Source organism: Chryseobacterium sp. SG20098 (assembly GCF_031844745.1).
Taxonomy (GTDB): Bacteria; Bacteroidota; Bacteroidia; order Flavobacteriales; family Weeksellaceae; genus Chryseobacterium; species Chryseobacterium cucumeris.
Window position 1 is genome coordinate 646,240 of sequence record NZ_CP134622.1, and the last position, 23,174, is coordinate 669,413.

The 23,174-nt window shown below is 38.0% G+C and carries 27 protein-coding genes; 8 read left to right on the plus strand and 19 right to left on the minus strand.

The genetic code is table 11. The features are described from left to right. Positions 1–113: 113 nt before the first annotated feature. The 17 genes from RHP76_RS02835 to RHP76_RS02915 all read right to left on the minus strand — a co-directional run bounded on the left by RHP76_RS02835 (position 114) and on the right by RHP76_RS02915 (position 15,115). Positions 114–935: an alpha/beta fold hydrolase gene (locus tag RHP76_RS02835; RefSeq protein ID WP_062669823.1), complete on the minus strand. Its 822-nt coding sequence runs from the start codon at positions 933–935 to the stop codon at positions 114–116. 49 nt (positions 936–984) lie between these two features. Continuing rightward, positions 985–1,503 (minus strand): DsbA family protein, encoded by a 519-nt coding sequence (locus RHP76_RS02840; protein WP_288444689.1) that lies wholly within the window; start codon positions 1,501–1,503, stop codon positions 985–987. A 2-nt stretch (positions 1,504–1,505) separates the two neighbouring features. Then, positions 1,506–1,967, minus strand: a complete 462-nt coding sequence (locus tag RHP76_RS02845) for a redoxin domain-containing protein (RefSeq protein WP_311229433.1) — start codon at positions 1,965–1,967, stop codon at positions 1,506–1,508. Between the two features lie 4 nt (positions 1,968–1,971). After that, positions 1,972–2,664, minus strand: coding sequence for a YoaK family protein (locus tag RHP76_RS02850; protein ID WP_311229434.1), 693 nt, complete (start codon positions 2,662–2,664; stop codon positions 1,972–1,974). A gap of 5 nt (positions 2,665–2,669) precedes the next feature. Beyond that, entirely contained in the window at positions 2,670–3,716 is a 1,047-nt protein-coding gene (locus RHP76_RS02855) for a cupin domain-containing protein (protein ID WP_216444670.1), read from the minus strand. A 132-nt stretch (positions 3,717–3,848) separates the two neighbouring features. Further along, positions 3,849–4,406, minus strand: a complete 558-nt coding sequence (locus tag RHP76_RS02860; protein WP_040994577.1) for a hypothetical protein — start codon at positions 4,404–4,406, stop codon at positions 3,849–3,851. Between the two features lie 199 nt (positions 4,407–4,605). Then, the gene (locus RHP76_RS02865) at positions 4,606–5,157 is read right to left on the minus strand and encodes a putative antibiotic biosynthesis monooxygenase (RefSeq protein ID WP_311229435.1); all 552 of its coding nucleotides are present in this window, start codon (positions 5,155–5,157) and stop codon (positions 4,606–4,608) included. A gap of 22 nt (positions 5,158–5,179) precedes the next feature. Next, a complete protein-coding gene (locus tag RHP76_RS02870) occupies positions 5,180–6,238 on the minus strand; it encodes an NADH:flavin oxidoreductase/NADH oxidase (protein WP_311229436.1) in 1,059 nt (352 codons plus the stop codon). A gap of 12 nt (positions 6,239–6,250) precedes the next feature. Then, complete coding sequence (locus RHP76_RS02875) at positions 6,251–8,458, minus strand: ATP-binding protein (protein WP_311229437.1); 2,208 nt, start codon at positions 8,456–8,458, stop codon at positions 6,251–6,253. Positions 8,459–8,568: 110 nt separating this feature from the next. Then, entirely contained in the window at positions 8,569–9,264 is a 696-nt protein-coding gene (locus RHP76_RS02880) for a LytR/AlgR family response regulator transcription factor (protein ID WP_002978774.1), read from the minus strand. A 180-nt stretch (positions 9,265–9,444) separates the two neighbouring features. Further along, positions 9,445–9,792 (minus strand): Dps family protein, encoded by a 348-nt coding sequence (locus RHP76_RS02885; RefSeq protein WP_311229438.1) that lies wholly within the window; start codon positions 9,790–9,792, stop codon positions 9,445–9,447. Positions 9,793–9,956: 164 nt separating this feature from the next. Then, positions 9,957–10,796 (minus strand): sugar phosphate isomerase/epimerase family protein, encoded by an 840-nt coding sequence (locus RHP76_RS02890; RefSeq protein WP_311229439.1) that lies wholly within the window; start codon positions 10,794–10,796, stop codon positions 9,957–9,959. Between the two features lie 18 nt (positions 10,797–10,814). Beyond that, on the minus strand, positions 10,815–12,224 hold the full coding sequence (locus RHP76_RS02895; RefSeq protein ID WP_311229440.1) for a carbohydrate porin: 1,410 nt from the start codon (positions 12,222–12,224) through the stop codon (positions 10,815–10,817). Between the two features lie 5 nt (positions 12,225–12,229). After that, the gene (locus tag RHP76_RS02900) at positions 12,230–12,946 is read right to left on the minus strand and encodes an MFS transporter (RefSeq protein WP_311229441.1); all 717 of its coding nucleotides are present in this window, start codon (positions 12,944–12,946) and stop codon (positions 12,230–12,232) included. Then, entirely contained in the window at positions 12,861–13,127 is a 267-nt protein-coding gene (locus RHP76_RS02905; protein WP_311229442.1) for a hypothetical protein, read from the minus strand. The genes RHP76_RS02900 and RHP76_RS02905 overlap by 86 nt, the downstream gene beginning before the upstream one ends. A gap of 11 nt (positions 13,128–13,138) precedes the next feature. Next, positions 13,139–14,053, minus strand: coding sequence for a carbohydrate kinase family protein (locus RHP76_RS02910; RefSeq protein ID WP_311229443.1), 915 nt, complete (start codon positions 14,051–14,053; stop codon positions 13,139–13,141). A 54-nt stretch (positions 14,054–14,107) separates the two neighbouring features. Next, a complete protein-coding gene (locus RHP76_RS02915; protein ID WP_311229444.1) occupies positions 14,108–15,115 on the minus strand; it encodes a LacI family DNA-binding transcriptional regulator in 1,008 nt (335 codons plus the stop codon). Between the two features lie 660 nt (positions 15,116–15,775). On the opposite strand from RHP76_RS02915, the gene RHP76_RS23415 reads away from it, so the two are divergent. The 3 genes from RHP76_RS23415 to RHP76_RS02925 all read left to right on the plus strand — a co-directional run bounded on the left by RHP76_RS23415 (position 15,776) and on the right by RHP76_RS02925 (position 17,332). Beyond that, entirely contained in the window at positions 15,776–15,901 is a 126-nt protein-coding gene (locus RHP76_RS23415; protein ID WP_409193516.1) for a bacteriocin-like protein, read from the plus strand. Positions 15,902–16,525: 624 nt separating this feature from the next. Next, entirely contained in the window at positions 16,526–16,939 is a 414-nt protein-coding gene (gene arr / locus RHP76_RS23420; protein WP_409193529.1) for an NAD(+)--rifampin ADP-ribosyltransferase, read from the plus strand. Positions 16,940–17,146: 207 nt separating this feature from the next. Next, positions 17,147–17,332, plus strand: a complete 186-nt coding sequence (locus tag RHP76_RS02925; RefSeq protein WP_311229446.1) for a bacteriocin-like protein — start codon at positions 17,147–17,149, stop codon at positions 17,330–17,332. 92 nt (positions 17,333–17,424) lie between these two features. Here the strand turns inward: RHP76_RS02925 and RHP76_RS02930 are convergent, their stop codons facing one another. Further along, positions 17,425–18,108, minus strand: a complete 684-nt coding sequence (locus RHP76_RS02930) for a hypothetical protein (RefSeq protein WP_062669796.1) — start codon at positions 18,106–18,108, stop codon at positions 17,425–17,427. Between the two features lie 385 nt (positions 18,109–18,493). On the opposite strand from RHP76_RS02930, the gene RHP76_RS02935 reads away from it, so the two are divergent. Then, entirely contained in the window at positions 18,494–18,862 is a 369-nt protein-coding gene (locus RHP76_RS02935) for a hypothetical protein (protein WP_034694405.1), read from the plus strand. 38 nt (positions 18,863–18,900) lie between these two features. Here RHP76_RS02935 and RHP76_RS02940 read toward each other — a convergent pair whose 3' ends face one another. Continuing rightward, the gene (locus tag RHP76_RS02940; protein WP_277694746.1) at positions 18,901–19,536 is read right to left on the minus strand and encodes a hypothetical protein; all 636 of its coding nucleotides are present in this window, start codon (positions 19,534–19,536) and stop codon (positions 18,901–18,903) included. Positions 19,537–19,690: 154 nt separating this feature from the next. On the opposite strand from RHP76_RS02940, the gene RHP76_RS02945 reads away from it, so the two are divergent. The 4 genes from RHP76_RS02945 to RHP76_RS02960 all read left to right on the plus strand — a co-directional run bounded on the left by RHP76_RS02945 (position 19,691) and on the right by RHP76_RS02960 (position 23,171). Beyond that, on the plus strand, positions 19,691–20,263 hold the full coding sequence (locus RHP76_RS02945; RefSeq protein WP_062669794.1) for a C40 family peptidase: 573 nt from the start codon (positions 19,691–19,693) through the stop codon (positions 20,261–20,263). A gap of 213 nt (positions 20,264–20,476) precedes the next feature. Continuing rightward, on the plus strand, positions 20,477–21,088 hold the full coding sequence (locus RHP76_RS02950) for a methyltransferase family protein (RefSeq protein WP_311229447.1): 612 nt from the start codon (positions 20,477–20,479) through the stop codon (positions 21,086–21,088). Positions 21,089–21,159: 71 nt separating this feature from the next. After that, on the plus strand, positions 21,160–21,972 hold the full coding sequence (locus RHP76_RS02955; RefSeq protein ID WP_062669791.1) for a 2,3,4,5-tetrahydropyridine-2,6-dicarboxylate N-succinyltransferase: 813 nt from the start codon (positions 21,160–21,162) through the stop codon (positions 21,970–21,972). Between the two features lie 29 nt (positions 21,973–22,001). Further along, a complete protein-coding gene (locus tag RHP76_RS02960; protein WP_311229448.1) occupies positions 22,002–23,171 on the plus strand; it encodes a glycosyltransferase family 87 protein in 1,170 nt (389 codons plus the stop codon). Positions 23,172–23,174: the final 3 nt, after the last annotated feature.

The following is a 23,174-nucleotide window of genomic DNA, read 5'->3' on the forward strand; positions in this document are numbered from 1 at the left end:
TAAAAAATAGTGAAACTATAAAGTTTTGCGTTTCAATGTGTTCTATTGTCTTGAATAATAAAAAGATGAACCCTTGAAAGGTTCATCTTTGTTGTTTAGAAAAGTATTGGTACTTATGATCTGATAAATTCCAAAAGGTCTTTATTAATGGTTTGATGTTCCGTAGTCGGCATTCCGTGAGGGAATCCCGGATACGTGATCAGTTTTCCGTTCTTTAACAATTTAATTGATTTTAATGCAGCATTGGCAATAGGAACGATCTGGTCATCTTCGCCATGCATTACCAAAACAGGAATATCCACTGCTTTTAAATCTTCGGTTAAATCTGTTTCCGAAAAGGCTTTAATTCCGTCATAATGGGCTACAATTCCACCCATTAATCCCTGTCTCCACCAGTTTCTCTGAACACCGTCTTTTATATTGGCACCTTCTCTGTTATAGCCGTAGAAAGGAAAAGTCAGATCATAATAAAACTGGTTTCTGTTATTCATCGTCTGTTCTCTAATGTTGTCGAAGACTTCCATCGGAACGCCGTCAGGATTATTCTCACTCTTCACCATTACCGGTGGAATGGCACTGATCAGAACCGCTTTCTTAGCTCTTCCATTCGAGTATTTATTCACATAGCGGATTACTTCACCACCACCAGTTGAGTGCCCGATGTGTACAACATCTTTCAGATCTAAAAATTCAACCAGCTCAGCGGCATCAGAAGCGTATTGTTCAATAGTGTGATTATAGATATTCTGGCTGGAACGCCCGTGACCTCTTCTGTCGTGGGTAACCACCCTGTATCCTCTCTGTAAAAAGAAAATTACCTGTGCATCCCAGTCATCAGATGATAAAGGCCAACCGTGGTGAAACATCAGTACAGGTCCTTCTCCCTGATCTTTGTAAAAAATTTCTGTTCCGTCTTTTAATGTTAATGTGCTCATGTTGTTTATTTTTAATGTTATGAATTGATTTTGTTTAAATATTTTCTGATTAATAGGCTGTGTTTTCACGTACCAACTGGAAAAGATCTTCTGCACCGCCATTGAATTTATTTCCGTTAATGAAAAAAGAAGGAGTTCCGTTCACTCCGCTGATGATGCCGCTTTCAAAGTCTGTATCTACCTTTTCTGCCAATTCCTTCTTATGAATATCAGCTTTGAATTGGGGAATATTTAATCCCAGTTTTTCTGCAAGCTTTAACGGAAGATCAGCATTCAGATATTCCTGGTTTTCATAAATAGCATCATGCATTTCCCAGAATTTTCCCTGCAAAGCTGCCGCTTCTGCTGCCAGCGCTGCCGTTCTTGCATACTGATGCATTTCTGACAGAGGAAAATTTCTGAATACAAATCTGATCTGATCTCCAAATTCTTTCATTAACTCTTTAAGAACCGGATAGGCTGCTCCGCAGTAAGGACACTGATAATCCCCGTATTCTACAATGACTAAGCTGGCATCTGAGCTGCCCTGCGTGTGGTCAGCATTGCTGACTGATGGTTTAAGTGACATAATTATTTTGTGTTAAGGTTTTCTAATGCTTCTAAAATTCCGTCTGCCCCAGGATTGATGGTGGTGGGAGAGAGGTAGCTCCATTCGATGATGCCGTCTTTATTGATGACAAAAAGGGCTCTGTTGCATTCTCCTTCTTCGTCATTGTAAACACCATATTTCCTGGCTGTTTCTCCCTTGGCTTCAAAGTCTGCAAGCAGTGGAAAGTGCAGGTTTCTGGATTGTGAAAATGCCAGGTGGCACCATTTGCTGTCTACGGAAATTCCGAAAATCTCCGCATCATATTTTTTGAAATACTTCAGCATTTCGTTGTATAATGCCATCTGGTCACTGCACACCGGGCTCCAGTCTGCCGGGTAAAATGCAATAATGACATTTCGTCCTCTGAATTCGGATAAGGTAATCTTCTGATCCGGGGTTGCAAATAATGTAAAATCAGGGGCAACTGTATTTTTTTCTAGCATAGGATTAGTTTTTAATCGTTGGAATTGGTATTGTTAACGCGCAGATGAGCAGTAAGGCCGCGGGAAAAATCAGTGTCCAGTTTCCTAAACAGGAGAGCAGGAAAGGAGCAACTAAAGCACCCGAGAGGAAACCCACCCATAAGAATAACAAATGAAAAATATTCACTCTGTATTCCTTCCGCTCCTCTGCCTGATTACTCATGACAAAAAGAGCAGCTGTTTTTGCCAGACTGTTTAAAGTTCCTGTCACAAAATCGGTGTTGATCTTTTGGTTACCTACCGATGTGACAATGGTATTCATAAGACCCATTGAGAAACCGATAACAGCTATAGACACTTCATTGGCAATATGCTCATAATAATCAGTGATACTGTAAAGGATCATGATTCCGGAAACTGTGTAGAAGATCATCTTTGTGCTTCTGAACTTCTTTGATAATGATAGACACGTTCCTGTGTAAATTCCTGCCAGAAAAAAGCTGATCACTATAACAGAACTGATGATAACACCATATTTTTCACTGAAAACTGCTGCACCTAACTGGGTCGTATTGCCGCTCATAAAAGAAACGTAGGTTTTCCATTGTATCAGTCCTGTGGCATCTGTATATCCTGCGATAAAAGCCAGGAATACTGCCAGTTTCTCCTGCGTTCTGACGGTCTTGTCAGGGAGCAGGATTTTTGTTTCCGGAAGCACAGGCGCTATTTTCCAGGTTTGATGAATACTTTCTTTTCCGGAAATTTCTCTATTTCTCCTTCCTTCAGTCCGAAATTGGTGATGACCACATCTTTAGGGTTTCCTGCCAGCCATTCGCTGATATCAATGGATTCATAGGTGCCGCTATTAAATCCGATCAATACCTTACAGACGGTATCTCCGGTATTTTTGATATAGTGCCCGGCTCCCATAGGTACATAGCCTACATCACCGGCATTGAACTGTTCTGTGACAGAAACTCCTTCCGCCAGGAATACCGACATTTCTGCCTGTCCGGATATAAAATACTGCCACTCATCTGCATTAGGATGCCAGTGCATTTCTCTTAAAGCACCGGGCTGCAGCTCCAGTACAGAACCGGCCATTGTGGTGCTGATCGGAAATTCCTTACTCGTAACCAATCTTTGGAGACCACCGCCGGGAATGATTCTTGGCTGCTGGGAATGTAGAGGATATCGGTGCAGGCTTGTCAGTTCAATGTCTGATTCCTCAGGACGGGCTGTGGCATTCACGGACAGTTCATCCGGAACGACTCCCGCTGCGAAGTAAACCTCTTTCTGTGGAAGTTCTGCTACTTCTTCAAGGCTTAGTCCTAAATTCTGTGCAACGATTTCAGGTGGCACACTTGACAGAAAATCTGTAACGCTGAAGGTATGGTCTTCGGAAAAATTACCGTTGTCAAAAATCAGAATGAAATGACATTCCTCTGTTCCGGTAGCCTGGATGGAATGTCCGTAGCCTTTCGGGAAATACCATACGTCACCGGGTTCAAAATTATCAGTATAACTTCGTCCGTCCGGATGTATAATTGTTGTACGTACCGTTCCTGAAATTACATACGCCCATTCTGCAGCATTGGCATGCCAGTGAAGCTCTCTCATGCTTCCGGGCTGTAATCTCATGGAAACTCCGGCAATACCTACAGAAGCAGGGAATTCTTTTACGGAAGCACCTCTTGTTGTACCACCGTCACTGGTACGCGGTTCCTTTTTTTCTAATTCGTATCTGAAACTTAATGATGATGGATTCATAGTATTATTTTTTTGTGATTAATGCTCTTTGTTTTTGCTATTGTAAAGCTACTTCTGAATTTTACTTTTTCTTGATGTCATTCGGTGAAAAGGCAAAATGAGTCGTTGAGGATATAGAGGGTTGCTACTTTTTTAAAAAGGCTGGTTATATTGACCTGTCAGTGCTTTATTTTCAATGCTTTTTGCAAAGTTTGGTGTTTCTTCATGATTGTGGGCGTCAGAAGCAGCCTGTCTGGATGCGGCGGCATCTGCAAGGTTGATCCCGTGTTCTTTCAGATATTCAAACATTTCGGGTGTGGCTGTCGCATGAATTTCGTTGGTATAAAGACAGGTGTTTTCATCAATCTTTGTCACTTTCAGTTCCCATAAGACCTGAACTTTTGTACGTCCGTTTTTTGTAATTGAATCAGAGATTGAAAGCATGCGGCAATAGTCAGGACGGTGAACATCTGCAACATAATGCTGAACCATCAGAGCATCCCCAATGGTTTCTACATTTAAAGATACCGGCTTACCATCAAAGGTAACTGAAATAGCAGCTCCGATATGCTGGGTAGAGCAGCGTTGGTATTCGGCGTCCGGCAGATTAAGCAGCCAGTCTGCGATATTCACTTTTTCAATGGGGGCATTAATGATGGCACTTACGCTTGAATGAGATAGTGCGTTTTCGGGAGTTTGTAAGATTTCCATAGTTGTTGATTTTGATTGTTATGTTATTGATGATGTAAAGCTACAAACCGGTTGTTTTAATTTTGCCGGCTGTTCGCTCAACAGGCGAAAACAATCGTTGAATAAGCTGATGATGTTCAAACGATAACAGGGAACGCTCCTGAAACAAAAAAATCACTGTAGGTTACAGTGATTGATAAAGGATAGTTTTTAAATGTGGTTATTTATACAGCCATTTTTTGATCAGTCTCGTATAATTGGGCATGACGACAAATACCATCAGAAAAACAATGATACCCGAATTGATGAATCCATCAGAATAATGATTGGGTGGAATATATAAAAATCTTAAAAAAGGAATGATCAAAGCAGGAATAAGAACAGACAGCGGATAAATGGCGGACCAGGTTGCCAGAAACTGTTTCCAGCGTACCGGAACTTTATTCCCTTCATTTTCTGTCGTAAAAAGAAAATCCAGCCCGGATCTGATCTGGTAATGGTCGTTTTTCCTGAACAGCGGATTGGCTTTCTCAATGAGTTTTTTCCGGTTATCCGACTCCATCCAGCTTTTAAGATGATTAATCGTATCAAAACGGATAATGACGGTATACACAAAAGTCAGATCAGGAATAGGACGAATAATCTGCAGATCAATAAAGCCTTCAGAATGTTTGGTGACAGGCACAATTTCGTGTAGCCATTTTTCATACTGTGATTGTTTTCCATCCAGAATATGATGGGTAATGACTACTGAAGCACCCTGATTTTCCATAACTGATTTTTTATGGGTTAATTTAATACGCTCTTTTATACTGCCACGGAATTTCTGTTTCAATACCTAATATCTTGGCAGAATGAATAGCAAAATAAGGATCTCTCAGATGTTCCCGGGCAATGATTACCAGATCTGCATCTCCATTGACAATAATATCATTAGCCTGTTCTGCTTCCGTAATCATTCCAACAGCTCCTGTTAAAATCCCGGTCTGTTCTTTAATCGCTTTTGCAAAAGGAACCTGATATCCGGGAAATACCTTATCCTTGCTTACATTGGTAAATCCACCGCCGGAAGCAGTAATGAAATCTACACCATTTTCTTTAAGGATCTCTGAAAGTTTAATGCTGTCTTCCAGAGTCCAGGCTTCCTCCGATTCTATATAGTCAACTGAAGAAATTCTTACGAAAAGAGGCATCTCAGCAGGAATAGCTTTTCTGATTTCCTGAACGGTTTCTACAAGGAAACGGATCCTGTTTTCAAAACTTCCGCCATATTCATCCTTTCTTTTGTTGATCACTGCGGAATAAAACTGATGGAACAGGTAACCATGCGCTGCATGCAGTTCAATGGTATCAAAGCCTGCTTCAAGAGCATGAAGGGCTGCTTTAACAAATTTAGTCTTCAGTTCCTGAATCTCATCAATGGTGAGTTCTTCAGCAAAAACTCCGTTGAATTCCTGGGCAGAAGATGATTTTACCCTCCAGCCTCCTTCTTCCGGAGTGAGAGGTTTCATTCTTTCATTGGGATGTTTCAGGCTGCCTTTTCCTCCTGCATGCCATAGTTGAATTCCTATTTTGGCATTCTGTTCATGCACAAAATTTACGATGTTTTTCCAGGCATTTTTCTGTTCATCGTTCCAGATCCCTACATCGGATAGTGTAGCCAGACCTTCTTCTGAAACGGCTGTACATTCGGTAAGAATCAATCCTGCACCGCCAACAGCCCTGCTTCCAAGGTGAACGAGATGCCAGTTGCCGGGAACTCCGTTTTTAGCGCTGTATTGCTGCATAGGAGATAGTGCAATCCTGTTCTTTAAGGTAAGACTGCGAATGTGTATGGGTGAAAATAAATTCATTTTTTCTTATTTTTAAATTGTTTTTGAAAATGCTTCAGCTTCAGAAACAGCTTTCAACAAAACCTTCTGTACTTCTGCCAGTATTTTTTGCTGATCAGTATTTTCTGCTGATGCTGTTTCAAGAATATCAAGTCTTTCCTTTAACAGAGGATGTAATCCCATGATGGCAATGCTGGATTTCAGATCATGAGCCCACAGTTTCATCCCTGAAAAATCCCGGTTTTCATAAGCTGTTGTCAATTTCTGTAGATGATTGGGAATATTCTCAATAAACTGTTGAGTGACCATTTGTTCGAAGCTTTTATCGCCGCCGCTCACCGTGTGCATATAAGTGAGATCAATATACTGATAGTCAGATGATGGATTTTCGGTTTTCTTTTCGTTTTTATTATTTTCTTTAAACCCGAGTTTCGAAATAAGCATAAACAACTCTTCTTCATTGACAGGCTTAGGAATATATTCGTTCATCCCACGGCTCAGGCATCTTTCTCTTTCTCCTGCCAGCGCATGGGCGGTCATTGCGATGATCGGAATATCCAGTCTGAGTTCTTCCCGTATTTTCTGGGTGGCAGCATAGCCGTCCATCTGCGGCATCTGTATATCCATTAAAACCAGATCGCATGCATTGCTTTTGAGATAGCTTACTCCTTCAAGACCATTCGATGCAATATGAAAATCAATATTCCACTGGGAGAGCAGGTGTTTCATCAGGCTTTGATTGATCACATTATCATCAACCACCAATACTTTAAGGGGCGTATTGGACTTATCTTTAAAATAGTGGGGATCAACAGCTGGAATGACAGTAAGCTGTTCCTCAGCAATTCCGTAAGGAATATAGAAATGAAATGTAGTTCCTTTGCCCTGTTCACTGCTTACTTCGATGTTTCCGTTTTGCAGTACAATTAGGCTTTTCACTATGGATAAACCTAATCCTGTTCCACCGTAATTTCTTGTCGTTGAATCTTCTCCCTGATTGAATCTTTCGAATATTTCAGTAAGCTTTTCTTTGTCAATTCCTATTCCCGTATCTGAAATTTTAACTCCCAGAACAGCTTCGTTCTCTGTTTGCTGTTTACTGTAGATTTCAACAGAAATATTTCCCTGATGAGTAAATTTTATGGCATTTCCGATCAGGTTCACTAAAATCTGCGTCAGTCTTGTGGCATCTCCCACCAATGTGTCAGGAATTGAAGGATCAATCGTACTTGAAATGGTAAGTCCTTTTTCTTTGGCCCGTTCTGTAAAAAATGTTTCTACGGAATTAACGAGACCGTTAATGCTGAAAATTCCAGGGGTAATGCGCATCATTCCTGCTTCTATTTTGGATAAATCAAGGATGTCATTGATGATGGCCATCAAGTTTTCTCCGGAACGCTGTATTGAAGAGACAAATTCTGCTGAAGTTTCATCCAGCGGACGTTTTTGCAGCAGATTGGTAAACCCGAGAATTCCGCTTAAAGGAGTTCTGATTTCGTGGCTCATATTGGCAAGGAAATTTTCTTTGGTCTGTGCTGCTACCAACGCTTTTTTCTCGGCAATATCAAGTTCGCTTATAAGTAACCTCTGGCGTTTGAACTGTCTGAGAATGTGATATCCAACGACAGAACCGCTCAAAATCAGTAAGATCAGTAAAGAAATATCATAGAATCTTGCTTTTCGCCCCATTTCTTCACTTTTCTGGCTGAGTTCAACCATATTCAGCTTTCTGCTTTCATATATTTTAGCCGTGATGCTGGTGATTTCATTAGAAATTTTTCTTGCACGCGGATTGGCAATGGAGGTATTATCGTCCATGTTTCCAACAGAAAGATAACGGTGCAGGAGTTTATCTTTGGTTGTTTTCTTTTCCATGGCAAGAACGCTTAATCTGTGAATCAGCTTTTCTTCCTCAGCATTTACATTGTCCTTGGAAAGAGAATCCAGGAAATTTTCAATCTGACTGATTTTTTGGTCAATGCCTTCAAGATGGGTGGTATCATTCGTTGCAATAGACGCCCTGATTCTGCTTTCCACTCCAAGAATATCACGGTCAATCTCCCGTAAATGATTGCTTGAACGCAATTCGCTCAGCAAGGTATTGTTATTCTGAATCAGCGCTTTGGTATTTCCTGCAGAATTGAGCTGAACAGCTATCAATAGGAGTGAGCCCGCAATAAATGTCAGGATAATAAAATAGCTGAATCGTTTGTTATCCATTACTGAAGATATGTTTTTCATAATTAACGGTCTGATTTTAAGATAAAATACCGGTAAAAAGTCAAGATGGACCCGGAACTGTTCACGGGCTTAAATCAAGCCGAATTTAAATGTTTGATTGCCTGTAACGGCTAAAAGACATTCATTCGTGTATTGAGAGCTTTTCTGTATGCGTCTGCCACAGGAATGAATTTGCCATTGATCATAATACCACCGTCCTGCAGGGTGTCAATTTTGCCTACTGAAACAATATAGGAACGGTGAACTCTTATAAAATGATCCTTGGGAAGACGTTCTTCAGCTGTTTTCATTTTGCCGTGAATGGCAAACATCTTTTCCTTGGTGTAAAATTTTACATAATCACCCATAGCTTCTGCATAGAAAATATCATCCAGCTTTAGGCGCCTTGTAATATTGGAATCCCTTACAAAAAGAAACTCATCCCTTGTGATTTCCACATTTTCTTTTCTGCTTTCAAGAATCGTCTGTGCCTTGCTTACAGCCTGCAGAAATCTTACCGGCATAATAGGTTTCAGAAGGTAATCTGCAATATTAAGTTCAAACGCTTCCAGTGCATATTCTTTTTTTGAGGTCGTGAAAATAATGATGGTTTCTTTACCCGAAAGCGTTTTCGTGAGCTCAATCCCTGTCATTTCCGGCATTTCTATATCGAGAAATATCAGATCGACGGAATTGGACTGAAGATAATGATAAGCTTCTATAGCATTGGAAAACTCGCTGACGATGGAAAGATCCGGAACCTGTTTGGCGAGGTGTGCTAATGTTGTTCTTGCAATATCATTATCATCCACGATTAAGGCTTTCATAGGTATAGTTATTTATGGTTTACACAAAGATAATTATAACTTTTTTATTTTGTGTTATCTGAAATAGGAACGGATCATCCATGCCATTTCTTCATGGGTTTCCATCAGACCTGTAATAAAATCGCTGGTACCGTAATCTTTATACTTTTCTGCAAATGGGGTGATGTTTCCGCGGAGAAATTAGATAATGCTTTCATGATCACTCAATAAATCCTTCATGTATCCCAGACCATCGTTTGTTCTTTCACTGTATTCTGTTAAATGAGTCAGTTCCAGATAGATTTTCATCGTGGCCGGTGCATAATGGCCGATTTTACGCATGCGTTCTGCAACGCTGTCAATAAGTTCATCCAGTTGTTTGTATTGTTCTTCAAAGAAAATGTGATTGGCATGGAAGTTATCTCCGGTTACGTTCCAGTGGGCATTTCTTGTTTTGATGTAAAGCAGTGTTTCATCTGCTAATAGTTTTGCTAATTGTTCTGCAACAGCTTCTGTGTTTTTTTCTGTAATTCCGATTTTTGTTTTCATAATAATAAGATTTTAGTTGAGCATTATTGCCTTTTTCTGATGTAAAGGTCAGTCATAATCCTATAAAACGATCGGTATTTTCGGCGAACGGGCAGAATCAATCGGTGAAAAGCGGACAATCTCCGCTTTCCATAAGTTTCAGAATAATATAACAGATAATTTTATCAGCTGAGATGCTTCTTTAAAAAGGCAAGACTTCCTTCTGCCAATGTTTGAGCATCATAAGGTGATTTCTGCCATAATGAAACCTTTTCCTGCATTTCCGGAATTGAGGAACTGAAATTTTCAAGAACCAGATTCCCTTCAAAATTGATTTTTTTCAATGCAGAGAAAAATTCTTCCCAATTGATGGTTCCCTCTCCAAGCATTCCCCGGTGAGACTCTGTAACATGAATGTGCTTCAGTATTTTTCCGGATTTGATAATCGGGTCATAAAAATTATTTTCTTCGATATTCATATGGAAGGTATCAAGGTGAAGGAAGAGATTATTTCGGCCCGTTTTCTTAATAAGTTCAAGTACATTTTCTGCTGTATTGCAGACATAGGATTCATAGCGGTTAATAGGTTCTATGGCGATATCTATACTTTTGGCCTGGGCGTAATCCGCCACATTGCACCACACATCAGCAATGATTTCTTTTTCGTTTTCTGTGAGTGGTTTTCCGGTAAAAACACCGATTCCGCCATGCAGGACACCAGCCAGAAGATGGGTTTCCAACTCATATACTTTATCGATGGCTTTTTTGATAAGCTTTTCCGCAGCTTCAGGCTCAAACGCAATATGAGCATCTTTGGGAAGATTCAGCGAACATACTGCTTCCAGATGATTGTCTTTCAATTGTTTTTTTACTGTACCGGCATCAAAGTCCATTGAATTCGGCAACAGTATTTCAATCAGATCAAACCCGGCCTGAGCGGTTTTTTCTATTGCATATTTTCCTGATTCTGCATTCCATAACGGAGTAATCCAGGAGAGTAGGGAAGCCCCTAATTTTATATTCATTATTTTTTTTTATTTAATTTAAAAAATCCACCATTCTGTCCGTATTCCGAAATAAGTCCCGAATCTTTTTGCCCCGGACTGTTGTAAAAATGGTGAGTATAGCGTACTCATTGCCTGGTTATTGTATCTTGAAACTTCTGCAATCAACCGGATGTGCGGTCTTGCCCAGACACTTCTTTCAGCGGTAGGGACAATAGTAGGAGCCAAAACCAGTTTCATCATTGATGCAGCATCCTGCGTTCCGTTTTTTCGGGTGGCATAATGGAACTCAGAAAGGATATGAAACCAGTTGTTGAAATAATAGGTCGCTCTTATACCGGTATTAAACTCTGTTTTTTTGTTGAAAATTTCACGGTTATAATAGTCCATCGCTTTATCAGTACTGGTTGATCCTCCTTTACTTTTGGTGAAAACTGCATAGGGATTAAGTGACCAGCGGTTTGAGATATTCCAGAGGAAATGTTCAACAACCGTAAAAGAGTAAGCTCCTTTATACGTTTTTGCGACCTCATTAGGAGCTCCGTAGGTTCGCCAGGTCTGTGTATTACCATTATCACCTCCATTGGCAATTCCGGTCCCGTATCTTACAGAAAACTGATTGAATGAACCCGGAATTGTCGTTGCAATATCTGTATTTAATTTAGCTCCAAAAACCCAGCCCTGATCCGATGGGTATTGCTCTACAGAATTTTCTCCTGATTTTTCTACATGATGAAATTCCGCCATCAGTTTCAGCTTGTGTTTTGTATTTTTAAATGGCAGCGTCTGCTCAAGGACAAAAACTTCTCTTTGTCTGTAGATCAGGTTTTTTGATCCGCTGATCACATTGGTGTAAGAATAAGGAGTGGAGTTGCTGGCCGCGGTATCAATAGCCGCCGGGAAAAACATGGAAAATCGTGTGTTTTTGTGCCTTACACCCCAACCGGTTGCCGAATGGTCATCAAAATAAAAATAATCTACAATATGAATATCATCATATCTCAGCCATCTTGATCCTGCCCAGACATCCCAGTCACTTCCCATAATATTTCTGGCTTCTACAAAGGCTTCCGGCAAGGCAATAATCATCCCCTGATTGGATTTTGAGTCTACATTTCCCAGAAAAGTTCCTCCTGAATAAAAGCTCAGTCTTGCCTGCATATCGATCTTTGTACTTTTTGTACTGTCACCGTTCACCACAGGGCTAAAATGGAAGGCTGGTAAGAAATCTACGTAATCTCCCTGATCCATTCTGCCTCCTAAAGATCCCTGATTGTTCAGATTCAGTTGTCTCACGGTTTTGCCATCAGCATTTGGAGAATAACCAGCTCCGATTCTTCCTGTTGTCCCAAAGGAAAATTTTTTGTTGGTTATTGTGATCTGGGCATTAATTCCCCTTCCGGCGCATATAAGTAAAATGCCCCAGGCTAATAAAAGCTTTGTTTTCATAGGGATTATTTAAGTGTTTTGGGCTTGTAGAATTTTAATGCAAATAATAAAATAACGACATAGCAGAGAATAGGAAGGAGATAGGCATGGGCAATGTCTTTTTCTGCAATTCTACCCATAATCGGAGGGAAAACAGCACCTCCAAACATCGCCATAACCAGAAATGAGGAAGCCTGCTGAACTTTTGACCCTAATCTTTTAAGTCCAAGACTGAAAATAGTAGGATACATTACACTCAGGAACAGGTTGAGCAAAATAAGGCTTATAAATGATACCCATCCGAAACTTTGGGAAATAATAAGGCACAGAATGATGTTACATGCGGTAAAAATAGCCAACAGTTTGTTGGGTGCAATGAATCTCATCAGGAAAGTCCCGATAAATCTTCCGATCATCATCATCGCCATACTTAAAGAAAAATAATAGGAAGCCTGTATCTCCGGAAGGTGCATTTTTTCTACCCCGTAATTGATAAAATAGGCCCATGTCCCGCCCTGTGCGGCAATATTAAAGAACTGGGCAATAACGGCAAATATAAAATGTCTCTGCTTGTAGAGCGGTGCGTGCGGATCTGATACAGACTGGTCTTCTCCTTTTTCATTGTCTGAAGTGATGATATCTTCAGCATGAGGGTCTTTAAGGTCCGGTACTCTTATAAAGCTGAAAATTATGGTAATCGCGAGAATGCATAAAAAGACCCGCCGGAATTCCCATGAGTGCATAAGCCCCGAAGATGGAAAGCTGTACCAAGCGAGATTTGGATTTCGAAATATGGAGGACATTCTGAAAATGCTTATTCAGTACATCACCCATGGTAAGCGCAATGGCCCAGAAGAAGAATAAGGACGTAACAAATGACAGGATGATGTAATATTTCTTATCTGTAAATTTTGGAGTATTCATATCGTATGTTTTTAAGAGGTTTTACAGCTGTTTTTTTCTCTGAATGCCTTGAATTCTTCATAGGTGTAATCAGGGCATGCCCCCGATTTCGAAGTGATAAAAGCACCCAGTGATGTGGCCTGTTTCATGATCTCTTCCGGAGATCTTCGCTGAATTCTTTTAGACAGGAACCCGGCCAGAAAAGAATCTCCACTGCCCACAGTATCTGCAATTTCAATATGAACTGCCGGGAAATCATACGCAATATTCCCCACAAAGTATCTGGCACCCTTACTTCCTTTGGTAAGGACAATTTCATTTAAATTAAAATAAGCCTGTAGATGTCTGATGCTTGTATCTTCGTCAATATACTCTTCACCTAGATATTCAAGAATGGTTCTGAGTTCTGCCTTATTCATTTTAACAAGATCAGCTTTATGCAATAATTTTTTAATGAATTCAAAATCAATAAAAGGAGGTCGGAAGTTAACATCAAAAACTTTGAATTTTGAATATTCCAAAAGTTCCAGCAGAGTATTCCGGGATGTTTCATTTCTTGTGATCAGACTTCCAAAAACAAATGCTTCTGAGTTTTGTATCAGTTCTTTATGCTCCGGAAAAGGCTGGATGTAATCCCAGGCAACATCCTGTACAATATCATATGCAGCCTCTCCATGCTCATCAAAATCAGCAATGACCGTTCCTGTGGCTTTTTCCTGGTCTACCTGTATAAAATCTGTGGTTATTCCCCAATCCTGAATCTGATTAAGAAGACGGTGTCCTAATTCATCATTTCCTATACGGCTTAGCATCTTGGTATCGATTCCCATTTTGAAAAGATTATAAGCAACATTAAATGGTGCACCACCAGCTCTGGACCCTGTAGGAAAGATGTCCCACAGAACTTCTCCAAAGCAAACGACATCGTTGAATTTATTTGTTATCATATTAGGTTAAACGTTTAAGTTATTGTTTAAAAAAAATGTTTTATATCAGATTAATTATTTTAAAGAGGCTTTAGCAACCAGCTTTGCGGATAAGGTTATTCTCTTTCCGGTAGCTGTATAATCATTGATTTGCCCGTCCAGAAGCTTAATTGCTTCTTCTGCCATTTCTTCAATCGGCTGTTGGATGTAGGTGATTTCGGTAGGGAAGAGGTCATAAGCATCGGTTTCATCAAATGCGATTACAGAGACCTGTTCCGGAACTTTTATATCGTTTTTAACGAGATAGGAAAGTCCTGCTACCGCAAGTTTATTACTGGAAAAATATAACGCGGTATTTTCAGGTTGTTTTCCCAGGCTATTTTCAAGCTGAGCACGTACCTCTTGTGCTATATTTTCTAATCCCACCAGAAGATATTGTATATCAGCTGTTTTGCTGGAAGAGCTTATTGCCTTTTCAAAACCATGCTGTCGGTCCAGCAGATGCGGAAGTTCAGTTTCGTAACCAATGTAGATCATTTTATCAAAACCCTTATTAAGAAGCAGGCTGGTTGTTCTCTCGGCTATCTCCTGATTATCAATGGTAATTCCCGGAACAGAAACACCTTTAAGATACCTGTCGATCGTTACAACAGGATATTTAAGCTGAATAAGATTTTCAAGCGTCTTTTCTGATCCTGCTACAGGAGCAACGATCATTCCATCTACCTGCTGTTGTGAAAAAAGCTGGGTAAGTTTTTCAAATTTTTCTGCATTTTCGTCAGAACTACCAATAATCAGGGTATAACCTAATTGTAAAGCTTTATCTTCCAGATTCCTTGCTATATGAGAATAGAAGTCATTGGAAATGTCTGCAACGATGAGCCCCAGCAGCTTGGTCTTATTCGTTTTAAGACTTTTTGCAATCTTATTGGGAGTATAGTTAATCGTTTCAGCAATTTCAAAAATTTTTTTACGGGTCTCCTCGCTGATACGTTGCCCTTCCTTTCTGTTGAGAACATAAGATACTGTGGCTACGGAAACTCCTGCCAGTTTAGCAATATCTTTTATAGAAGACCTTTTCATTTTATTTTTTTAATAGGCAAAAATATTTCATAAAATAGTAAAAAAACAATAGTGTAATTTATTTGGTAGTTAAAAAAAATAGTGTAATTTTGCAAATTTTATCATTCTGATTAAAACATTGATTTACAATTGTTTACATTTTGTTGACTATTGTAATATTAACCATTTGTTAAATTATCTTATGGTAATTATTAATTTTGGTTAAACGTTTATTCTATGAATTTCAAAAATTGTATATAATTTTTCATTTCTGCCTGGCCAGTTAAGACTTAAAATTAAAAATATTTAATAGGATGTGAAAGTAATTTCCGGCTATATAATTTAGATTTCCTGTTTCTCAAGAAATCGTGGCGATTTGTATTTCGGGTTAATTAAAATCTTTTAAATGCAGGTTTACAATAGGGAGTTCTAATCCGGTATTATCCACGACAATAAAGCCCTTTTTATAAAGGTTTTTTATATATTCAGCCTTTTTGGTAATTGTATTAATCTTTATCAAAAACAATAACGGTTAACACAGAAGAAAGATTTTAACTTTGGATCAGCAAGGCCTATTTCTTATTGATAAAGAATCGTAAAGAAAAATTTTCAATTGTTTTGTGATTAATTTTATTTAGTTATATTTGAAGGTACTAAAAACTAATACATTAATAAATAACTATGAAAAATCTAAAGAAAATTATAAGAGATCAAATGAAAAATGTTCAGGGAGCAGGGACTCCAATTACATGTCCTGCAAAATACTATCTTAAATGCGAATCGATCTATGTTTGTGATCCAGACTAGGGTATTTATGATTGTGTTTGCTCTTGCGTTCCAATAGGATCTTAATAAAAACTTTTATATAGTAGAAGCCTTCTCTTTGAGAGGGCTTTTTTGTTATATTTGCAGGAAACTTCTAGTCATATCCATCTCAAAGATTCTAGGTAAACTTATACTAGGCATTCTCAAATTATTCCTGTTCTTAGGCATGTGTTTAAACTGCAAAAAGGATCTTTTATTTTCTCAATTTTCCAACTATACATTTTTAAATAAAGAATTCCAATAGAATAAACTAGATTTGGAAAAAAAAAATAAAACATGGAATTTTCTCCTTTTAATCCTGTGATCAAGGTTTGTCTGCAAGGGATGAGCTTTGAAGACAAGGGAATGCCTGAAGAAGCAGCTCAATTATTTTTAAAAGCCTGGGAAGATGCAGCAGACGATCATGAAAAGTTTCTGGCAGCTTATTATCTGTCACATCACCAGAAAACCACCGCTGATCAGTTGAAATGGTTTGAAACTTCCTTAAAGTTTGCCTTAAAAATAAATGATGATACTGTTAAAAGTGCACTACCTTCTCTTTACCTGAATATTTCCAGATGCTATAATGAGTTAGGAGATCATGAAAAATCAAAAAACAATGCTGAATTGTCAGAGTTACTTCAAAATCATCCGTCTGATAAAGGTCCTTTTTACCACGGAACAAAAGCCGACTTACAGATCGGAGAACTGTTGACAGCGGGAGGAAATTCTAATTACAAATCAGAATTCAAAATGAATCATATTTATTTCACTGCTTTAATCAATGGAGCAGGGCTTGCTGCTGCACTGGCAAAAGGCAATGGAGCAGAGCGTGTTTATATTGTAGAACCCACAGGGAATTTCGAAAATGATCCCAATGTAACAGATAAGAAGTTTCCGGGAAATCCAACCCGATCTTATCGCTCCGAAATGCCTTTGAAAATTATCGGAGAAATTACAGAGTGGAGTAGGCCCAGTCCGGAAGATCTTCAGAAATTCCGTGAAAAACTGGACAACAGTCAAGAAGAAATTATTAATTAGGAATTATGGAAAACAGCTGATTTATGACTGTACTCATAAAAGCCGGGATGGATATTTCATACATTTGGGATAAGTTTTTCATTCATTCAATAATAGTTTTTAGCCTCTTTTTAGAGGCTTTTTGTTTGAAAAGTTAAATTTTTCACAAATTAAATTACCGTTTAATGAATATTCTTATATTTTAAATGAACTAAAACATTTTAAACCATGAAAAATTTAAAGAAAATCTCGAGAGAAGAATTAAAAACAGTTAAAGGAGCAGGACCTAATGTTCCACAATGTCCTTCAGGTGCTTTATGGAGATGTGAAGCCATTGGTGTTTGTTCAGAAGATTTTGATCAATGGGACTGTCTTTGTGGTTGCTATCCGGTAACGCTTCCTTTTCCAAGATAAATCAAAGCCCTCTTTTCAGAGGGTTTTTCATTTAACAAAAACAGCCACAATGAAAATATTGTGGCTGCCTTTTTGAAATCAAATATCAACTATTATAAAGATCTGGAGCGGGCAATATTAATAAGGTACACAAGGTGTGCGTACATGCTTCGCTTTACAGACTCTACTTTTATATCTCCGGTGGCCTGATTGATGGTAGTAACCAAATCTGTATTACATTGACCCGCAAAATTTCCACTTCCTAAATAGTTCACTGTATTGGTACTTGGATAAGAGATTCTGGGATAGTCAGGTGCTGTCTGATTAGCCACAGCAGTTGCATTGGCAAACCCTTTATTATCAACATATCGGGCTGTCCATGTTCCTAGAAATTGTCCGTTTCCTGTATTAATTCCCTGTCCTACAATAATTTGAGTGTCAACAGGATTACTGAATCCCGCACAAGAAGAGTAATGGTTTACAGAAACGGTACAGGAAGAAGCATTGTCGCCAGGTTGGAAGCATTTTCCTTCGTATACAGTCGATCTTTGTTCACTGGAAGAGGTAGATGTGTTCAGTATAGCCTTTGGCGCAAAAATTTCTTCTGGAGAAATAAGCGTTAAAACTCCTTGTGCATCTGCCGCAACAATCTTTTTTTCAGCATTTGAAAGTCCTCTTACTCTTACCAGACCATTCACATCCAAAGTATGACTTGGAGTGGCGGTATTGATCCCAACCTGCGCTGTTGAACTTCCACAAATAGCAAGTGCTGCCAAAAATAATGTTTTTGTTTTCATGTTATTTTTTGAAAAAGGTTAAATTTTTCACTAAGGTAAGAAATATCTTTAAAATAGAATGCAAACGACATGAAATCTAATATAAACTAATTGTAAATGGATATTAAACATATTAATATTAAGTTTAACGTATAAATTTTAAAATAACTCAAAATTTATAGACACTCTATTTGTTTGAAAAATATTTGTATTTTAGCCGAAATATGTCGTTTTTTAATAAACATATTGGGTGCTAATTAAAATTCAGATAATTTGAATGAAAAAATTAGTAGATTTGCACGAAACAAAAAAATAATAAATATTAAGCAATATTCTCTCTGACTGGGTCTCTAGAAGGAAAGTACAGAAGAATAACAGGATTTTAGGTTATAAAACTACTGAAACTATGAAGAAACTTTTTTTACTTTTATTAACGGCGTTTTTATTTATCGGTTGCAGCTCTGATGATGATACTATTTATGATTATGTAGGAACATGGTCTGGTTCTTATGAAGGAGCAGACAAAGGAGTTTGGAACTTTGTGGTAGATGAAAGTGGTAAAGTGGTAGGAACAATGCATTCTGATGTTAATAATGAAAACTACAGCATTACCGGAAATTTAAGTGAGACAGGAGATCTTAACGCCAGAGTGGGGCTTCCTTCACAAGGAGATTTCAAAGGAACGTTAACCACAGAAAAAAAAGGAAACGGAAACTGGTCCAACTCACTTCCAACACCTGCCGTATCAGGAAGCTGGAAAGGAGAAAAGAAATAAAACAAGAAGTCTGCAGAATATACTGCAGACTTTTTTATTTAAACAAATCCCATATGGGTAATTTTATCGTTTTCATCCTTTAATGCTATAAAATAGAGAAGACCATCCTCAGAAAAATACTTTTTAAAAGATGGATTCTGTTGTGTGTTCCAGCTGATTATTTCTTCATTGCTTTCTATATTATAATTTTCAGAATCTAATTTCATCGTCATAATCACGGTATATTCTGATGTACAATGGTCATTTTTATACAGAACCTGATCTTCCATTCTTACACAATCTGAAACCTTCCTGACCGTTCCCCATTGAAAATCTCTCAGGAGTTTTCTTCCTTCTTCAGTCTTTAAGCCGTTTTCAACCGTTCTTTTTCCTCTTTCAGAAGTGTTATCTAAATCTTTGATAGCAGTCATCACCTTTGCAAATTTCTGGTAGAGTAGAGGATCACCTGTTTCTTTAACATATACTTCCAGACTTTTCCGGATCATTTTCCCCATTTTGGAACAGTGTCCGAATTCAGAACTGTTCTGTCTTACTTTCTCATAGGATGGATTTTTTTTAAATGCAGATTTATTGAACCCGCTTTTCTTCCGAACCACATTTTTGCCATTCAGAGTATAAAATACCAAATCGCCCACTGCTCCTGTGATCTTGATTACACTTTCATAGGTTGCCATATCTTTAAAATAGAAATCAAATATACAAATAAATAATGAAAATCAAAATTTTAACATATATTTATAATATAGTTGTAGTATAGTTATACTACAATTAAATTATAAAATGTATATTTGTGGTAAATTTTGTTAATTAATTATAAATCAGAAGAATATGGGAGCGGAATTATTTCAACAAAAAATAAAAGTAAAGCAGTTGGTGGTTACCCTGGCAGCTGCTGTTTTTATGGTTTCCTGTGGATCCTCGAAAAGTGCTTCTGCGAGCAAAAAGTCAAATACAAAAGCCGTAGCGAAGGCTGAAAATCTCAGAAAACTGGATTCAAAATTTAATGGCAGTGTTTCCAGGTCCATCAATGATATTTTGAAAGATGCAGAAAAGTATATCGGAACACCATATAAATTTGGAGGAAATACTTCTTCAGGATTTGACTGTTCGGGATTTACGGTAAAAGTATTTGAAGAAAATAATTTTAATCTTCCCAGAAGATCTTCTGATCAGGCCGATGCCGGAAAGAATATTGATATCAAAGACGTAAAACCGGGTGATCTGTTGTTTTTTGCGACAGCCGGAGGAAGCAGAGTATCCCATGTGGGAATTGTTCATGATATTGGCCCTGATGGAGAAGTGAAATTCATTCATGCTTCTACCTCAAAAGGCGTAATCATTTCATCCCTGAATGAAAAATACTGGAATAAGGCCTATCTTCATGCTCAAAGAGTGTTGTAAATATTCTATCAATAGAAATGGGCTTTAGCCAAAACTTACATAATCTTCTTCTTTAACCACCCCGTCAAAAATTCTCTGAATTTTTGCCACCCCTCCGGTGGAGGGGAATTGCCAGGTTTTACAATTGCGCATTTCTGCAAATCAATAATATTCTTTTCATTGCAATAGCATTGCATCCCAAAACCTATGAAATTTGTCCAAAACTATTATCATATGGCAGATTTCATCAGATTCTTTATTCCTTTATATTTCATACTCTTCTTTATCATTTCCTTTGTTGGAATTAGTTATAAAGTAGCCAGACAGATTGGCAAAAATCCTAATGTTCTTCCCAAAGATGATTCTGCATATGGACTTGTGGGATTGTATTTTAAGCTGGTTTTATTTGCTTTGTTTATCTATACAATACTTCTTTTATTTTTTCCGAAAGACATTTTCCTTGCTTTTAAAATCAATGTGCTGGAATATGATCTCATTCAATACACAGGGTTGGGTTTAATGATGATGGCATTGATTTGGGTTGTTATTGCCCAGTTACAAATGAAAAACTCATGGAGGATTGGAATTGATAACTCAGCAAAAACAGAACTGATAACTCACGGATTATTCAGGTTTTCAAGAAATCCTATATTTCTGGGAATGACCATAAGCCTTATTGGATTTTTCCTTGCTTTCCCTACCGTAATTACTTTTGCTCTTCTACTGACGGGAAGTATGTTGATGCAGATCCAGATCAGGCTTGAAGAAGAGTATCTCTTAAAAGAACATGGAGAAATTTACATCGCCTACAAAAAGAAGGTGAGGCGCATGTTGAGTCTTTATTAAATGCATGATGTTACAACCTGTTTTGCTGAACTTTTTTGTATCTTTGGGCGGTATAATTTTAAATAAGAAACATGTCGTTACAACAAACTATTGAAAATATCTGGGACAACAGAGAATTATTGCAGAATGAAGACAGCCAGAAGGCGATCAGAGAAGTCATTTCTTTAGTTGATAAAGGGGAACTTCGTACTGCAGAACCTACAGAAAACGGATGGCAGGTAAATGAATGGGTGAAAAAAGCTGTAGTAATGTATTTTCCGATCCAGAAAATGGAAACTATTGAAGTAGGCCCGTTTGAATTTCATGACAAAATGCCTTTGAAGAAAGGTTATGCTGAAAAAGGGGTGAGAGTTGTTCCACATGCAGTAGCGAGAGAAGGAGCTTACATTGCTCCAGGAGTTATTATGATGCCATCTTACGTTAACATTGGTGCTTATGTAGATTCCGGAACAATGGTAGATACCTGGGCAACAGTAGGAAGTTGTGCACAGATTGGTAAAAACGTTCACTTGAGCGGTGGCGTTGGTATCGGTGGGGTATTGGAACCATTACAAGCTGCTCCCGTAATCATTGAAGATGACTGCTTTATCGGTTCAAGATGTATCGTTGTAGAAGGAGTTCACGTAGAAAAAGAAGCTGTACTGGGTGCTAACGTGGTATTGACTGCTTCTACAAAAATTATCGATGTTACTGGAGATACACCTATTGAAATCAAAGGAAGAGTTCCTGCACGTTCAGTAGTAATCCCTGGAAGCTATACAAAACAGTATCCTGCAGGAGAATATCAGGTTCCATGTGCACTGATCATCGGTCAGAGAAAAGAATCTACAGACAAGAAAACATCTCTGAATGATGCATTGAGAGAGAATAATGTAGCCGTTTAAGATTAATATTTTAATCTAATACCACAATCTTGAAAGAAAAATTTCTTAAAATACTATTAAACCCTAAATATATATTTGGGGTTTATCTTATTATATCCGTTGTTACTGCAATTTCCAAATATCTAAGAGGAGATTATGCGATCAATAACTATCTGATTTTTAAAAACGTATTCTTTAATACCATTCATCAGAAAAACTTATTTATCCATTATCCCGATCTCTATTTTGATCTGAACCATTATGGTGTATTTTTCAGTGCTTTGATTGCGCCGTTTGCCATGATGCCGGATTGGCTGGGAATCTCACTTTGGAATATTGCCAATACTTTCATCTTTATCTACGGAATTTATAAACTGCCTTTTTCAGACAGTAAGAAAGCCATTTTCGGATTGCTTTGCCTTCAGGAATACATCACAGCAGCTTTAAGTCTGCAGTTCAATGTGGCGCTGACCGGTCTTTTGTTGTTGTCTGCAGTGTATATTTACGAAAGAAAAGAAGTAAAATCCGTAACTGCAATTTTAATAGGAATATTTGTAAAAATCTACGGAATTGTAGGATTAACTCAGTTTTTCTTTATTAAAAGCAAAACTAAATTTATACTTTCAGGAATTGGCATTGCTATATTATTTTTCGTACTTCCGATGGCCTATTCAAGTCCGCAGTTTGTCATTCAGTGTTACTCGGACTGGTTTCAGTCTATTGTAGAAAAGAATAGCGAAAATCAGGTTCTTGGAAATATGCAGGATATCTCTTTAATGGGCTTTGTGAGAAGAATTTTAGGAGATGCATCCATTTCAAACCTTGTGTTTTTAGCAGGCGGATTGCCTCTCTTTGCTTTACCTTACATCAGAATAAAGCAATATAAGCATTATGCTTTTCAATTGATGATTCTGGCTTCAACATTACTATTTTTGGTATTATTCAGTTCAAGTTCAGAATCTCCTACGTATATTATTGCGGTGGTAGGAGTACTGATCTGGTTTTTCCTTCAGAAAGAAAGAACACCATTGATCATTGGATTGTTGGTTTTTGTTATTATTTTTACCTGTTTCTCAACTTCGGATCTTTTCCCGAAATTTGTAAAAGAGAATTATATTATCAAATATTCGTTAAAAGCCGTACCTTGTATTGTAATCTGGTTGAGAGTGACTTATGAACTTCTGACTAAAGATTTTGAGACAAATTACAGCCTGAATTAATAC

Excerpts from the sequence above, each read along its gene's own strand:
- RHP76_RS02860 (WP_040994577.1), bottom strand. The coding sequence starts at position 4,406 with ATGGAAATCTTACAAACTCCCGAAAACGCACTATCTCATTCAAGCGTA.
- RHP76_RS02845 (WP_311229433.1), bottom strand. The coding sequence starts at position 1,967 with ATGCTAGAAAAAAATACAGTTGCCCCTGATTTTACATTATTTGCAACC.
- RHP76_RS02905 (WP_311229442.1), bottom strand. The coding sequence starts at position 13,127 with ATGAATACTCCAAAATTTACAGATAAGAAATATTACATCATCCTGTCA.
- RHP76_RS02895 (WP_311229440.1), bottom strand. The coding sequence starts at position 12,224 with ATGAAAACAAAGCTTTTATTAGCCTGGGGCATTTTACTTATATGCGCC.
- RHP76_RS02950 (WP_311229447.1), top strand. The coding sequence starts at position 20,477 with ATGGCAGATTTCATCAGATTCTTTATTCCTTTATATTTCATACTCTTC.
- RHP76_RS02855 (WP_216444670.1), bottom strand. The coding sequence starts at position 3,716 with ATGAATCCATCATCATTAAGTTTCAGATACGAATTAGAAAAAAAGGAA.
- RHP76_RS02940 (WP_277694746.1), bottom strand. The coding sequence starts at position 19,536 with ATGGCAACCTATGAAAGTGTAATCAAGATCACAGGAGCAGTGGGCGAT.
- RHP76_RS02900 (WP_311229441.1), bottom strand. The coding sequence starts at position 12,946 with ATGCACTCATGGGAATTCCGGCGGGTCTTTTTATGCATTCTCGCGATT.
- RHP76_RS02835 (WP_062669823.1), bottom strand. The coding sequence starts at position 935 with ATGAGCACATTAACATTAAAAGACGGAACAGAAATTTTTTACAAAGAT.
- RHP76_RS02865 (WP_311229435.1), bottom strand. The coding sequence starts at position 5,157 with ATGGAAAATCAGGGTGCTTCAGTAGTCATTACCCATCATATTCTGGAT.
- RHP76_RS02875 (WP_311229437.1), bottom strand. The coding sequence starts at position 8,458 with ATGAAAAACATATCTTCAGTAATGGATAACAAACGATTCAGCTATTTT.
- RHP76_RS23415 (WP_409193516.1), top strand. The coding sequence starts at position 15,776 with ATGAAAAATCTAAAGAAAATTATAAGAGATCAAATGAAAAATGTTCAG.
- RHP76_RS02890 (WP_311229439.1), bottom strand. The coding sequence starts at position 10,796 with ATGAATATAAAATTAGGGGCTTCCCTACTCTCCTGGATTACTCCGTTA.
- RHP76_RS02880 (WP_002978774.1), bottom strand. The coding sequence starts at position 9,264 with ATGAAAGCCTTAATCGTGGATGATAATGATATTGCAAGAACAACATTA.
- RHP76_RS02935 (WP_034694405.1), top strand. The coding sequence starts at position 18,494 with ATGAAGAAACTTTTTTTACTTTTATTAACGGCGTTTTTATTTATCGGT.
- RHP76_RS02885 (WP_311229438.1), bottom strand. The coding sequence starts at position 9,792 with ATGAAAACAAAAATCGGAATTACAGAAAAAAACACAGAAGCTGTTGCA.
- RHP76_RS02925 (WP_311229446.1), top strand. The coding sequence starts at position 17,147 with ATGAAAAATTTAAAGAAAATCTCGAGAGAAGAATTAAAAACAGTTAAA.
- RHP76_RS02945 (WP_062669794.1), top strand. The coding sequence starts at position 19,691 with ATGGGAGCGGAATTATTTCAACAAAAAATAAAAGTAAAGCAGTTGGTG.
- RHP76_RS02910 (WP_311229443.1), bottom strand. The coding sequence starts at position 14,053 with ATGATAACAAATAAATTCAACGATGTCGTTTGCTTTGGAGAAGTTCTG.
- RHP76_RS02930 (WP_062669796.1), bottom strand. The coding sequence starts at position 18,108 with ATGAAAACAAAAACATTATTTTTGGCAGCACTTGCTATTTGTGGAAGT.
- RHP76_RS02955 (WP_062669791.1), top strand. The coding sequence starts at position 21,160 with ATGTCGTTACAACAAACTATTGAAAATATCTGGGACAACAGAGAATTA.
- RHP76_RS02915 (WP_311229444.1), bottom strand. The coding sequence starts at position 15,115 with ATGAAAAGGTCTTCTATAAAAGATATTGCTAAACTGGCAGGAGTTTCC.
- RHP76_RS02840 (WP_288444689.1), bottom strand. The coding sequence starts at position 1,503 with ATGTCACTTAAACCATCAGTCAGCAATGCTGACCACACGCAGGGCAGC.
- RHP76_RS02870 (WP_311229436.1), bottom strand. The coding sequence starts at position 6,238 with ATGAATTTATTTTCACCCATACACATTCGCAGTCTTACCTTAAAGAAC.